This window comes from Pseudomonas sp. NY11955, from assembly GCF_048068035.1.
Taxonomy (GTDB): Bacteria; Pseudomonadota; Gammaproteobacteria; order Pseudomonadales; family Pseudomonadaceae; genus Aquipseudomonas.
In genome coordinates, this window is the sequence record NZ_JBLUPS010000011.1 from 90,982 (window position 1) to 104,056 (window position 13,075).

The following is a 13,075-nucleotide window of genomic DNA, read 5'->3' on the forward strand; positions in this document are numbered from 1 at the left end:
CTCAGGCGGCGGGAGGTGCCGGTTGCTCCGGTACCTGCAGGGCGACCCATTGCCAGAACAACACGTAGGTCACGCCAAGAATTACCGGACCAATGAACAAACCGATGATGCCTTTGACCACCATGCCGCCCAGTGCCCCGATCAGCACCACGGGCATCGGTACATCGACCCCGCGCCCCAGCAGCAGCGGTTTGAGTACGTTGTCAGCCAGGCCGGCGACGAAGGTGTAGATGGCGAAAACGATGGCCGCCACCGTGAAACCTTCGGTGTTGAACACATAAATGATTACCGGCACCGTGACCAAGGTGGCCGGGGCTTGGGCAATCCCCAGCATGAGGATGACGATGGCCAGCATGCCTGCCCCTGGTACGCCTTTGATGACGAAGCCGACACCGATCAGCAGCATCTGGATGAAAGCGATACCGATCACCCCCTGCGCCACCGCGCGAATGGTGGCCGTGCACAGCGTGGCCAAGGGTTTACCGCGCTCTTCGCCTGAAACCCGCATGGCGATACGCTGCGCAGCGATTTCACCACGGTCGCCAAAGGCCATGATGACCCCGGAAATGATGATCGCGCCGATGAACAGCAGGAAGGCGCCACCGGCGCTGGCCGCAGCGCCCAACACCGTAAGCCCGGCACCCTTGATCTGTGGCATCCACTGATTCAGTACACTGGCCATGTTTTCGGAGGCCGCCAACCACAGCGCATGCACCTTCGGCCCGATCAGTGGCCAGGTCGCCACGGAGTCAGGGGGGACCGGCACACTCCAGGCACCGCTCTTGAGCAACGTCACCAGGCTGTCCACCGATTCACCGATGGACATCACCACGAGGTAGATCGGCACCAACAGCACCACCAGTACCAGCAGCACCACCAGCGTCGCCGCATAGCCATGCTTGAGCCCGGTGCGGCGCTGGATACGACAATGCAACGGGTACAACGTGACCGCCAGGATCACTGCCCACAGCATCAACTCCAGGAACGGCTGGAACACCTGGAAGGCGAAGATCACCAAGGCGGCCACCAGGCCAGCCTTGATGAGCACATCGAGCAAGCCCCGCGACAGGGCGCTGTCCAGTTTGAAACTCGACTGCATGATTCACCTCCCTACATTCAATGCGCCAGCAAGGCGCAATTCACTGGTCCGTTTCAGGGGATGCCTGCACCTGGCGGTCATCGCGCAGTTGCCGCGCCAGGGCCATCATTACCAAGGGCACCACCGCCATCGACAAGGTGATGGCCAGTACCAGCAGGTCGTGTACCTGCTGGGTGAGTACCTGGTGGTCCAGCGCCAACTTGAACACCACGAAGGCGAACTCGCCCCCCGAGGCCAGCACCACGCCCAGGCACAGCGCCTGGGCCTGGTTGAGGCCGCCAAGCGTGCGCCCCAGGCCATACAGCAAGGGCAGCTTGATGGCGACCAGCAGCACGGTCAGCCCCAGCACTATCAGTGGCATGCCGAGCAACAGGCGCAGGTCGGCGCTCATGCCCACGCCAACAAAGAACAGCCCCAGCAGCAGGCCCTTGATTGGCTCGATCTGGGTTTCCAGTTCGTGGCGAAAAGGCGACTCGGCCATCAACACGCCGGCCAGGAAGGCGCCCAGCGCCATCGACACACCCACGTGTTCCATCAACCAGGCGGTACCCAGCACCACCAGCAAGGCCGTGGCGGTTGACAGCTCGGGCAGGCCCGAACCCACCGTCCACTTGAACACCGGGGTCAACAGATAGCGGCCAAAAACGATCAGCACGCCAATGCCGACCGCCACGGCCAGCAATGGCCAGGCACCTTCGTCGGCGGTGCTGACATCGCCACCGAGCAACGGCACCACGGCAATCAGGGGAATGGCGGCAATGTCCTGGAACAACAAGATGGCCACGGCCAGGCGACCGTGTGGCTTGCCCAGGTCCTTGCGCTCGGCCAGTACCTGCAAGCCGAAGGCGGTGGACGACAGGGCCAGGCCCAGCCCCAGCACGATGGCAGCAGCCCGCGACTGATCGAACAGCCAATACGCCAGCAGCCCGAGCAGCACGGCGGTCAGCCCCACTTGCAAACTGCCAATGCCAAACAGCGCCCGGCGCATGGTCCACAAGCGCCGTGGGGATAGCTCCAGGCCGATCACGAACAGCAGCATGACCACGCCCATCTCCGACAGCCGCGCCACGTTGTCCGGGTTGCCGAGCAGGCCAAGCACCGACGGACCAATCAGGATACCCGCCAACAGGTAACCCGGTACCGCCCCCATTTTCAGGCGTTGCGCCAGCGGTACCAGAAGCACCACAGCCAAGAGGAATACCACCGTCGCCTGCAACAGGCTGCCGTCATGTGGCATGAGCTCGTACCTTCGCAGCTCCCAGCAGGGAGGGGTTCAGAAGCGTTCTTCGACGACCTTGAACGGGTAGGCCACAGCCTTGTACTTGCCGATCTTGCCGCGTTTGGGCAGCTTCACCAGCTGTTCACGGGTGATGTCTTTGTAGGGAATACGGCTGAGCAGATGGCTGATGATGTTCAGCCGGGCGCGACGCTTGTCGTTGGAATGGGCCATGAACCACGGCGCCCAGGCGGTATCCGACGCCTGGAACATGTCGTCGCGGGCCTGGGTATAGTCATCCCAGCGGGTGTACGACTTGAGGTCCATCGGCGACAGCTTCCACAGTTTGCGGCCGTCGGTGATGCGATCCTGCAGACGCCGGGTCTGCTCTTCGGCGCTGACTTCGAGCCAGTACTTGATGAGGATGATCCCCGACTCGACCATGACCTTTTCGAACACCGGCACACCGGTCAGGAACTTGTCCACTTGCTCATCGGAGCAGAAGCCCATGACCCGCTCGACCCCCGCACGGTTGTACCAACTGCGATCGAAGATCACCACTTCGCCTGCCGCTGGCAGGTGCCCCAGGTAGCGCTGCAGGTACATCTGGGATTTTTCCCGTTCGGTCGGCGCCGGCAGCGCCACCACGCGGAACACCCGCGGGCTGACACGCTCGGTAATGGCCTTGATGGTGCCGCCCTTGCCGGCGCCATCGCGGCCTTCGAAGACAATGCACACCTTCAGGCCCTTGGCTACCACCCACTCCTGCAGCTTCACCAACTCTACATGCAGGTTCCTGAGCGCTTTTTCGTAGGCCTTGCCGCCCAGTTTTTCTGGCTGCTCCTGGGTGGGTTTCTTCCTGGACGGCTTCGACATGACACTCTCCTGAGGGCGAATGAAGAGTCAGTATGGTCGATTCATGACGGTTTGCCGCTTCGCTTGCAGATTGATTCGGGGGCTGCCGTGCAGCCCCCAAAAGGCGTTATTTGGCCAGCTTGTTGTAACTGGTCATCAGGTTGCGGTAGTCCGGGATATGGTTGGAGAACAGGGTTCCCAGCCCTTCGATGTCATTGCGCCAGTCGCGGTGCAGCTCGCACGCTACGCCAAACCAGGTCATCAGTTGCGCACCGGCAGCCTCCATGCGCCGCCAAGCCGAATCACGGGTCAGTTCGTTGAAGGTGCCAGAGGCGTCGGTGACGACGAACACCTCGAAGCCCTCTTCCAGTGCCGACAAGGCCGGAAAGGCCACGCACACTTCGGTGACGACCCCGGCGATCAGCAGCTGTTTCTTGCCGGTGGCTTTTACCGCTTTGACGAAGTCTTCGTTGTCCCAGGCGTTGATGTTGCCTGGGCGTGCAATGTAGGGGGCGTCGGGGAACTGCTCTTTCAGTTCCGGCACCAGCGGGCCGTTGGGGCCGGTCTCGAAGCTGGTGGTGAGGATGGTCGGCAGCTTGAAGTACTTGGCCAGGTCAGACAGGGCCAGCACGTTGTTCTTGAAGCGGTCGGGGTCGATGTCCCTTACCAGCGAGAGCAGGCCGGTCTGGTGGTCGACCAGCAGCACGGCGGCGTTGTTCTTGTCCAGACGCTTGTATTGGAAGGTCACGGTGGATCTCCTTGCTTCAGCGGGTTGGGAACTTCAGCGTAGGCAAGGATGAGGGGTGGGAGAGACCGTCAGTCGGTTCGCATGCTCCCGGCTTCTTCGCGGGCACGCCCGCGAAGAGGCCGGCTCAGTCTCAATATTCTCGGCGCTTGCGAAACGCCCAGCGCCCCACCAGCACGGTGAACGTCGCCACCAGGGCCACCAGCACCCAGAAGCCATGGGGGTTTTCCGCCAGGGGCACGCCGCCGACGTTCATGCCGAAGAAGCCGGCGATGATGTTGATCGGCAGCGCCAGCACCGTTACCACGGTCAGGGTGAACAGAGTGCGGTTGGTCTGTTCGTTGAGCTTGGCGGCAATTTCTTCTTGCAACAGCTTGATCCGCTCGCCCAGGGCAGTGAGGTCGCTGATCACCAGGGTGAACTCTTCTGTGGCCGCACGCAGTTGGCGGATGTCTTGTTCCTGCAGCCACTCCGGCGGGCGATTGAGCAGGCGCAGCAGTGCCCCCGGCTCCAGCGCCAGCAGGCGCTGCAAGCGCACCAGCACCCGGCGCATGCTGCCCAGCTCGGCACGGTTGTCGCTCAGGCGCTGGGACAGCAGCTGGTCCTCGATACGGTCGACGCTGGTGGTGGTTTCACGCACGATCTGGGTCAGCACATCGCCCTGGTCGCGCAGCAGGTGGACCAACAGCTCGATGGACGAATGAAAACGCTCGCCCTGTTTGACCGACGAACGCAGCTTGTCCACCGAGTGCAACGGCTGCAAGCGCGCACTGACCAGCAACTGGCTGCTGGCACAGGCCCACAGCGTGGAAATGTCCGACGACACCAGGCCGAAGTTGAACACCACGTCGTTGACCACGGCCAGCAGTGCCGAGTCGGCATGCTCGATGCGGGTCGAGCGGGAACCTTCGCGCAGGGTTTCGAAGTAAGCGTCGGGCAACTGCAGGTGGGTGCGCAGCCAGCGTTCGCAGGCAGCGTGGGCCAGGTTCAGGTGCACCCAGAGAAACTCGCCAGGCTCTAGCGGCTGGCCGAGCTTGTGCAGCAACTGCGCCGAGTCGATTTCGCGCCCTGGCTGGCCGGGGCGGAAGGCAAAGGCGTAGAGCAGGCCGAACAGGTCGTGGTCCTGTGGCAGGTGCAGCGCGGGATGGCCCATTCGAACTCGCAATGAGGCACGGGGAGATGGCAGAAATGTTGCTGAATATTCGTTGCAGCCAGATGACAGCAACCTTCAGCGACACTGCCCCTGTGAGTGCCTGTGGAAACCTGTGGGAGCGGGCGAGCCCGCGAACACCGGCGAAGCCGGTGCCATGCACCGCGTCGCGTTTTTCGCGGGCATGCCCGCTCCCACAGGGTTCGGTGTCTACCAGCGATAGGTGGCCGTGCCCAGCACCGTGCGCCCATTACCGTAGATGCATCGGGTGGCGTCATAGCAACCCGCCACGTACTCCTTGTCGGCCAGGTTGCTGGCGTTTACCGCAAACCGCCACGGCCCGGTTTCGTAATGCACGGCCGCATCCAGCAAGGTATAGGCCGGCACGTTCAGCGAGTTGTCCGGTGCCCCCGGGTTGCGACCGGTGTAGCGCACCCCGGCGCCGAACCCCAGGCCCTTGAGCAGCCCATCTTGCAAGGTGTAGTCAGCCCATACCGAGGCTAGATTGCGCGGTGTCGGGATGCTGATCGGCGTCTTGCCATCGGTCTCGTCATTGGCCTTGGTCACCTTCACGTCCTGATAGGTGTAGGTAGCGATCAGGTTGAGTTCGTTGCTCAGGCTGGCCACCCCTTCCAACTCGATGCCACGCGAGCGCACCTGCCCTGTCTGCACCTTGTCGTTGGGGTTGCCTGGTGCGGTGGTCAGCACGTTGTCCTGGGTAATCTCGAATACAGCGGCGGTTATCGAGCTGTTCGACCCCGGTGGCTGATACTTGATGCCCGCTTCGTATTGCTTGGCTTCGGTGGGCTCGAATGGCTGGTTGTTGGCATCGGTGCCGGGGTTTGGCGTGAAACCTTCGCTGTAGCTCAGGTAAGGCGCGAGGCCGTTATCGGCCAGATACACCAGGCCAACCCGGCCACTGAACGCCTCGTCACGTGTCCGTATTTCAGGATCGGAGCCAGCATCGGTCCAGTTGCGGGTTTGCGATGTGGCCCAGTCATAGCGGCCGCCCAGGGTCAGTACCCAGTGGTCGTCGAAATGCAGCTGGTCTTGCAGGTACAACCCGGTCTGTCGGCTGGTCTGGTGGCTGTAGCTCCAGGTGTCCGGGGTGAACTGGCTGGGGTCGACCGGGCCATAGTCGGCGCCGCCATACAGGTCGACGGGGGTGGTGAGGATGTAGGCCTGCGGGTCGGAAGTCTGCTGGCGCTGCCAGTCCACGCCGATGAGCAGGGTATGGCGGATATCGCCAGTGCTGAAGTCGGCCTGGGCCTGGTTATCCACAGCCCAGCGGCTGTACTTGGGGTTTTCGATGCCGGCGTAGCGTAGCAGCGTGCGCTCGTCACCGCCCTCCATGCCGTAGTAGGCGGTAGTACCAACACCGAAGACCATGTTGTCGTTCAGGTCCAGGTGCGAATAGCGCAGGTTCTGGCGCAGCTGCCAGACGTCGTTCAGGCGCGTTTCGAATTCGTAGCCAAGGCTGTATTGGGTCTTCTCGTACTTGGAGAAATGCTTGTCGCCGGTAAAGGTATCGCGACCGATCTTGCCGTAGGGCGAGTGGGACAATGTACCAACTGCCGGCAGGAAGTTGTCCTGGGCGTTGGAGTCGTCCGCCAGGTAGTTGCCCATTACGGTCAGCCGGGTGTCTGCGGACGGCTGCCAGGTCAGGGCGGCAGCGACTGCCTGGCGCTTGTCCTCCCAAGGGGTATCGCGAATATTGGCTTCATGGCCGATGGCCGTTATGCGGTAGCTCCAAACGCCCTCGTCATCCAACGCGCCAGTGCTGTCGAAGCCCAGTTGGCGGCGCGCATCAGTGCCGTACTGGGCCTGGATTTCGTGGCTGCTGACAGTGCTCGGGCGCTTGGACACCTGGTTGATCACCCCGCCAGGGTCGCCCTGCCCATACAAGACGCCCGCCGGACCGCGCAGCACTTCGACACGTTCGAGCATGTAGGGGTCGACCATCCAGCTGGCCAGGTTGATCGTGGTCGGCAGTTGCAGGCCGTCCAGATAGGTCGTGGGCGAGAAGCCCCGTAACACCGTGTACCAGTCGGAGCGGTTGTTGGCGCCATAGGAAGACACGCCTGGGGTGTAGCGCAGGGCCTCGTTGACCGACTGCACGCCTTGGGCCTCCATGCGCTCACGGGTGACCACCGAGATCGACTGCGGGGTCTCATGGATCGGCGTGTCGGTCTTGGTTGCAGTGACACTGCGCTTGGCCACATAGCTGCCCACCGGCCCCAGTGGGTTCTCTTCGCCCAGGGCGGAAATGGTCTGTGCCTGAAGGGTGACGGTGCCCTCGGCACCTGCGCGCACCAGGCGCCAGCTACCATCGCTGCTGGCCTCGGCGGCCAGGTCGGTATTGCCGAGCAAGGTGGCGAAGCCAGCATCGACCGGGTAATCGCCCGACAGGCCGCGGCTGTTCAGCCCGCGTGTCAGTGCCGGGTCGAAGCTCAGCAGCACGCCGGCCTGGCGGGCGAAGGTGTTGAGCGCACCCTCCAGGTTACCCGCCGGGACTTCGAAGTGATGGCTTGGCGCAGCCAGCGCCAGGCTGCCCAGGGGCAGGCTGACACTCAGGCCCAGCAGGGCGATACGCAGGGCGCGGGCAAGCGGGGTGTGCGGGGACGACGCCATGGGGTTTCCTTGTGGTCATGAGCGGAATTGCAAGGAGGCCGAGCCACGGCGAAAAAACTGCAAAAGAAATTGAGAATATTTTTCCAAGGTCCGCACTGGCCCCTTGTAGGAGCAGCCTTGTGCTGCGAAGAGTCCGAGAAGCGTCCGTCATGCGGGCCTCTTCGCAGCACAAGGCTGCTCCTACGAGGGGCCAGGCCGGTGCAGATGTTGCGCTTGATTCAGACCGGCTCCAGGGTCACCCACCACTGGGTCAAGTACCGCGTTCTTACGGGCAGAGTACGGCCCAGTGCCGCCAGCGCCCGGTCCGGCTCGTCCAGCGGAAACACCCCGGAAATCAACAAGTCCGCTACTGCAGGGTCACAGCGCAACACCCCGTTGCGATAACGCCCAAGCTCGGCACACAGACGCGCCAAAGACCACTGCCGAACGACCAGATACCCGTCGCGCCAGGCCAGTGCGTCACGGTCCAATGGCTGGGTCGCAAATACCCTTTGCCGGTTGAAACGCACCTGCTCCCCCGCGCGTACAACCGCCGCAGATCGCTGCAAGGTACCTGGCCGTACCGCAACGGCACCCTCCTCCACGGCCAGCAACGCGCTGTCGTCGTTCAGCCGCACCGAGAAACCGGTGCCTAATGCCTGCAAGGTCCCCAAGGGGGTTTCAACCCAGAATGGCCGTTCGGCCCCTTGCTTGCCGGTCTGGATCATCACCTCGCCGGCCAGCAGATTTACCCGCCGCTGCTGGCCGTCGAATTCCAGGTCCAGCGCGCTACCACTGTTCATCTGCAGCCAGCCGCCATCAGGCAGTTGCAGGCGCCTGCGCTCGCCCATGGCTGTGCGCTGCCCGGCCAGCCAGGGCGAGCCGCGCAACCCCAGGCTTGCGCTACCGACCACGACTGAGCTGCCCACTAGCAACGCCAGCCCTTTGAGCACCGTGCGTCGATCGCGGTAACGCAGGGCCTGGCTTGCCTGTGGTGGCGGCATCGCCCCCAGGCGCCCGTCGAACACCGCCAGCCGTTGCCAGGCCTGCTCATGGCTTGGGTGCAGCCCGCGCCAGCGCTGGCAGGCTTCCAGCTCTTCGACCTGGGCCAGCCCCGAAGCCAGGCGTACGCGCCAGTCGATGGCCTGCGCCACCACCTGCTCAGTCGGGTCCCCCGCGCTCACGAATACAGCACCCGGTAGCAGTGGCCGAACGCCTGGGTCATGTACTGCTGCACCGAACTGAGCGAGAGGCCCAGCTGTTCGGCGATTTGTGGATAAGTCAGCCCGTCGAGCTGCGACAGCAGGAACGCGCTACGCACCTTGGGCTTGAGCCCATCGAGCATGCGGTCGATTTCCACCAGGGTTTCCAGCACCAGCACCCGCGCTTCGGCTGATGGTGCTTCTGGCTCAGGCAACGCCGCCAGGCTGTCGAGCCAGGCGCGCTCCAGGCTCAGCCGACGGTAATGGTCCACCACCAGCCCCTTGGCGACGGTGGCCAGAAACGCGCGGGGTTCGCGCAGGCCATTGAGGGTGTCCCGCCCCAGCAGGCGCAGGAACGTGTCCTGGGCCAGGTCGGCAGCCTGGTGCTGGCACTCCAGGCGCTTGAATAGCCAACCACGCAGCCAGGAGTGATGGCCACGGTAAAGCTCGCCGACTTGAGCGTTGTGGGGCAGCGACGACACGGGAGTACCTCGGGGGCAGGGTTACGCGAGGGTGCTAATGGGAAGCAGTATTATTTACATGCATGGGCTTTTCAATACTCGTCTGCCGGGGAAGCAGACAAATGGCATCCACCTACATCTCCACTACTTGATCGGTTACTGGGTCGCTACCATCACTTCACAAATTCCTGAACTGATTATTTGCCGCCAGCGATTTTTCCCCCCGCCAACCACCACCAGAATCGCTTCACCATAATCACAAAAACCGTGAGGCCACTGCCGTGGACCAGACACTCCAGGTGCGCCAAGCCGCCGCCGACCTCGTTGCCGCGTTCGCCAGCAACGACACCGCCCGCTATTTCGCCTGTTTCAGCGAAGACGCCACGTTCCTTTTCCATACCTTGCCGCAACCGCTGCTGTCGCGCCGTGCCTACGAAGATCTCTGGGCCCAGTGGCAGGCCGAGGGCTTCGCCGTGCTCGCCTGCGAGTCGGGCAACGCCCAGGTCAGCCTGCAAGGCGACGTGGCGATCTTCATGCACGATGTGGCCACGCATATCCGCATCGCCGGTGAAGAACACCAGTTGAGCGAGCGCGAGACCATTGTCTTCCGCCGCCAGGGTGAACAGTGGCTGGCCTGCCACGAGCACCTGTCGGTCGTTACACCGGCCTGATCACCTTTTTACGCGGCGCTGCCGCCCTGCCATCGCACCCACAAGAAGGCCCGCGCACTGCGCGTGCTACAACAACCGCGCTGGAGCATCACCATGAGCCACTCGACCGGTATCGAGACCAACGGCGTCGAACAGATCCCCGACGATCAACGCGACGCCGCCCCGCTAGACCTGTTCCGCCTGATCTTCGGCGGTGCCAATACCTTCGCTACCGCCGTGCTGGGCAGCTTCCCGGTGCTGTTCGGGCTGTCGTTCCAGGCGGGTGTGTGGGCCATTCTGCTTGGCGTTGGCATTGGCGCGCTGATCCTTGCACCCATGGGCCTGTTCGGCGCGCTGAACGGCACCAACAACGCTGTTTCGTCGGGTGCGCACTTTGGCGTGCACGGGCGTATCGTCGGCTCGTTCCTGTCGTTGCTCACGGCAGTGGCGTTCTTCTCGCTGTCGGTGTGGAGCTCGGGCGATGCCCTGGTCGGCGGTGCCAAGCGCCTGGCCGGCCTGCCGGAAACCGACCTGACCCTGGGCCTGGCCTATGGCCTGTTCGCGGTGCTGGTACTGGTGGTGTGCATCTTCGGCTTCCGCTTCATGTTGTGGGTCAACAAGATTGCCGTGTGGGCTTCGAGCCTGCTGTTCCTGCTGGGTATCGTCGCCTTTGCCGGGCCGTTCGATGCCGGCTACGCAGGCAGCGTCAACCTGGGCCAGGCAGGCTTCTGGGCGGCGTTCGTCGGCGCGGCGATCCTGGCCATGAGCAACCCGGTGTCGTTTGGCGCCTTCCTGGGTGACTGGTCGCGCTACATCCCGCGAGAAACCCCCAAGGCACGCATCATGCTGGCCGTGATCGCGGCGCAGGCGGCGACGCTGATTCCATTCCTGTTCGGCCTGTGCACTGCCACCTTGGTCGCCACCCAGGCACCGGACTACATCGCCGCCAACAACTATGTGGGTGGCCTGTTGGCGGTAGCGCCAAGCTGGTTCTTCCTGCCGGTGTGCCTGATTGCGGTGATCGGCGGCATGTCCACCGGCACCACCGCGCTGTACGGCACCGGCCTGGACATGTCCAGCGTGTTCCCACGCTTGCTCAGCCGTGCCGGCGCCACGCTGCTGATCGGCGTGCTGGCGATCGGTTTCATCTTCATTGGCCGCTTCACCTTCAACCTGGTGCAGAGCGTGTCGACCTTCGCCGTGCTGATCATTACCTGCACCAGCCCATGGATGGTGATCATGATCCTCGGCCTGATTACCCGCCGCGGCTTCTACCACGCGGACGACCTGCAGGTGTTCACCCGCGGCCAGCGTGGCGGCCACTACTGGTTCCTGCACGGCTGGAACTGGCGCGGCATGGGGGCATGGATCCCCAGCGCGGCGGTCGGCCTGTGCTTCGTCAACCTGCCGGGGCAGTTCGTCGGCCCGCTGGGCGACCTGGCCGGCGGCATCGACCTGAGCCTACCGGTCACCCTGGGGCTGGCTGGCGTGCTGTACCTGCTGCTGCTCAACCTGTTCCCTGAACCCGCTGGCGTGTATGGCCCCCAGGGCCCACGTTGGGTGCGTTGCAAAAGCACCGTGCACACGCCTGTGACCACTGCCGAAATGGCCTGACTGGATACCAACCATGACCACTTCCCACTATATCGCCGGCCATTGGGTCGAAGGCCAGGGCAGCGACTGCATCAGCGTCAACGACCCTGCGCTCGGGCAACCGTTCACCGAATTCATGGCGGCCAGCGTCGCCCAGGTCGACCAGGCCGTGGCCGCTGCCCGCAGCGCCCTGCCCGCCTGGAAACGCACCAGCGCCAGCGAGCGCGCCGCCTACCTGCGCGGTTTTGCCGAACAGCTCGGCCAACGCCGTGAAGCGTTGATCGCACTGCAGATGCGCAACAACGGCAAGCCGCGCCATGAGGCCGAGATCGACCTGGATGACGCCATTGCCACCTTTACCTACTACGCCGAGCTGGCAGAACAGCTGCCTTCGAAGAATCGCGATGTAGCGCTGGCCGTGCCAGGCTTCACCGCCCGCACCCGCCTGGAGCCGGTGGGCGTGGTCGGCCTGATCGTGCCGTGGAACTTCCCGCTGGTGACCAGCGCCTGGAAGCTTGCCCCGGCCCTGGCCGCCGGCTGCACCGTGGTGCTCAAGCCGTCGGAGGTCACCCCGCTGATCGAGCAGGCCTACGGCCAGATCGCCGACACCCTGGGCCTGCCGGCTGGCGTGCTGAACATCGTCAACGGCAAGGCCGAGACTGGCGCGGCGCTGAGCAACCACAATGGCCTGGACAAGCTGTCGTTCACCGGCAGCAACAGCGTCGGCAGCCAGGTGATGCGTAGCGCATCGGCGCAGTGCAGGCCAGTCACGCTGGAGCTGGGCGGCAAGTCGGCGATCGTGGTGTTCGATGATTGCGATGTAGACCAGGCCGTGGAGTGGATCGTCGCCGGCATCAGCTGGAACGCCGGGCAAATGTGCTCGGCCACTTCGCGGCTGCTGGTGCAGGACGGTATTGCCGATGCACTGCTGCCCCGCTTGCAGGCGGCACTGGAAAAGCTGCAGGTGGGTAATCCGTTGACCGAAGAGGTCGATATGGGCCCGCTGACCAGCCAGGCGCAATGGCTGAAGGTGGCCAGCTACTTCGCCACGGCGCGGGAAGAAGGTTTGCAGTGCCTGGCCGGTGGCAAGGCGCTGGACCGGGACGGCTGGTTCGTCAGCCCGACGCTGTATGCCGATGTACCGAAACACAGCCGCCTGTGGACCGAGGAAATCTTTGGTCCGGTGCTGTGCGCACGGCGGTTTGCCAGTGAGGAACAGGCGATTGCCGAGGCCAACGACAGCCGCTTCGGGCTGGTGGCCACCGTCTGCTCTGCTGACCTGGAACGGGCCGAGCGCGTGGCCGATGCGCTGGAGGTTGGCCACGTGTGGATCAACTCGGTGCAGGCGGTGTTCGTCGAGACCTCATGGGGCGGCACCAAGGGCAGCGGGATCGGCCGCGAACTGGGGCCTTGGGGGTTGTCGGCCTACCAATCGGTCAAGCATGTGACACGGTGCCTCGGCTAGCATCGCAAGGGCCGCATTGCGGCCCATTC

11 protein-coding genes are annotated in these 13,075 nt (G+C 63.8%); 3 read left to right on the forward strand and 8 right to left on the reverse strand.

Translation table 11 applies throughout. The annotated features are described in order from the left end of the window. Position 1: 1 nt before the first annotated feature. The 8 genes from ACNFBR_RS20235 to ACNFBR_RS20270 form a co-directional block, all read right to left on the reverse strand. Positions 2-1,099, reverse strand: a complete 1,098-nt coding sequence (locus ACNFBR_RS20235; RefSeq protein WP_416736495.1) for an AI-2E family transporter — start codon at positions 1,097-1,099, stop codon at positions 2-4. Positions 1,100-1,139: 40 nt separating this feature from the next. After that, a complete protein-coding gene (locus tag ACNFBR_RS20240) occupies positions 1,140-2,336 on the reverse strand; it encodes a monovalent cation:proton antiporter-2 (CPA2) family protein (protein ID WP_416736496.1) in 1,197 nt (398 codons plus the stop codon). Positions 2,337-2,372: 36 nt separating this feature from the next. Then, positions 2,373-3,191 (reverse strand): polyphosphate kinase 2, encoded by an 819-nt coding sequence (gene ppk2 / locus ACNFBR_RS20245; RefSeq protein ID WP_012270462.1) that lies wholly within the window; start codon positions 3,189-3,191, stop codon positions 2,373-2,375. Positions 3,192-3,297: 106 nt separating this feature from the next. Beyond that, positions 3,298-3,918: an isochorismate family cysteine hydrolase YcaC gene (gene ycaC / locus ACNFBR_RS20250; RefSeq protein ID WP_003247424.1), complete on the reverse strand. Its 621-nt coding sequence runs from the start codon at positions 3,916-3,918 to the stop codon at positions 3,298-3,300. A gap of 130 nt (positions 3,919-4,048) precedes the next feature. Continuing rightward, positions 4,049-5,068, reverse strand: coding sequence for a transporter (locus tag ACNFBR_RS20255; RefSeq protein WP_416736497.1), 1,020 nt, complete (start codon positions 5,066-5,068; stop codon positions 4,049-4,051). Between the two features lie 207 nt (positions 5,069-5,275). Next, positions 5,276-7,696, reverse strand: coding sequence for a TonB-dependent siderophore receptor (locus tag ACNFBR_RS20260; RefSeq protein ID WP_416736498.1), 2,421 nt, complete (start codon positions 7,694-7,696; stop codon positions 5,276-5,278). Between the two features lie 218 nt (positions 7,697-7,914). After that, a complete protein-coding gene (locus ACNFBR_RS20265; RefSeq protein WP_416736499.1) occupies positions 7,915-8,859 on the reverse strand; it encodes a FecR domain-containing protein in 945 nt (314 codons plus the stop codon). Then, the gene (locus ACNFBR_RS20270; protein ID WP_012270457.1) at positions 8,856-9,359 is read right to left on the reverse strand and encodes a sigma-70 family RNA polymerase sigma factor; all 504 of its coding nucleotides are present in this window, start codon (positions 9,357-9,359) and stop codon (positions 8,856-8,858) included. Before ACNFBR_RS20270 ends, ACNFBR_RS20265 begins: the two co-directional genes overlap by 4 nt. A gap of 260 nt (positions 9,360-9,619) precedes the next feature. On the opposite strand from ACNFBR_RS20270, the gene ACNFBR_RS20275 reads away from it, so the two are divergent. From ACNFBR_RS20275 to ACNFBR_RS20285, 3 genes are all read left to right on the forward strand, one after another. Beyond that, positions 9,620-10,009 carry a YybH family protein gene (locus tag ACNFBR_RS20275; RefSeq protein ID WP_416736500.1) on the forward strand — a complete coding sequence of 130 codons (390 nt, stop codon included), beginning with the start codon at positions 9,620-9,622 and terminating at the stop codon, positions 10,007-10,009. Positions 10,010-10,102: 93 nt separating this feature from the next. Then, positions 10,103-11,602 (forward strand): purine-cytosine permease family protein, encoded by a 1,500-nt coding sequence (locus ACNFBR_RS20280; RefSeq protein ID WP_416736501.1) that lies wholly within the window; start codon positions 10,103-10,105, stop codon positions 11,600-11,602. 13 nt (positions 11,603-11,615) lie between these two features. Further along, positions 11,616-13,046 carry an aldehyde dehydrogenase family protein gene (locus tag ACNFBR_RS20285; RefSeq protein ID WP_416736502.1) on the forward strand — a complete coding sequence of 477 codons (1,431 nt, stop codon included), beginning with the start codon at positions 11,616-11,618 and terminating at the stop codon, positions 13,044-13,046. Positions 13,047-13,075 lie beyond the last annotated feature (29 nt).

Excerpts from the sequence above, each read along its gene's own strand:
- ACNFBR_RS20280 (WP_416736501.1), top strand. The coding sequence starts at position 10,103 with ATGAGCCACTCGACCGGTATCGAGACCAACGGCGTCGAACAGATCCCC.
- ACNFBR_RS20285 (WP_416736502.1), top strand. The coding sequence starts at position 11,616 with ATGACCACTTCCCACTATATCGCCGGCCATTGGGTCGAAGGCCAGGGC.
- ACNFBR_RS20240 (WP_416736496.1), bottom strand. The coding sequence starts at position 2,336 with ATGCCACATGACGGCAGCCTGTTGCAGGCGACGGTGGTATTCCTCTTG.
- ppk2 (WP_012270462.1), bottom strand. The coding sequence starts at position 3,191 with ATGTCGAAGCCGTCCAGGAAGAAACCCACCCAGGAGCAGCCAGAAAAA.
- ACNFBR_RS20260 (WP_416736498.1), bottom strand. The coding sequence starts at position 7,696 with ATGGCGTCGTCCCCGCACACCCCGCTTGCCCGCGCCCTGCGTATCGCC.
- ACNFBR_RS20235 (WP_416736495.1), bottom strand. The coding sequence starts at position 1,099 with ATGCAGTCGAGTTTCAAACTGGACAGCGCCCTGTCGCGGGGCTTGCTC.
- ACNFBR_RS20255 (WP_416736497.1), bottom strand. The coding sequence starts at position 5,068 with ATGGGCCATCCCGCGCTGCACCTGCCACAGGACCACGACCTGTTCGGC.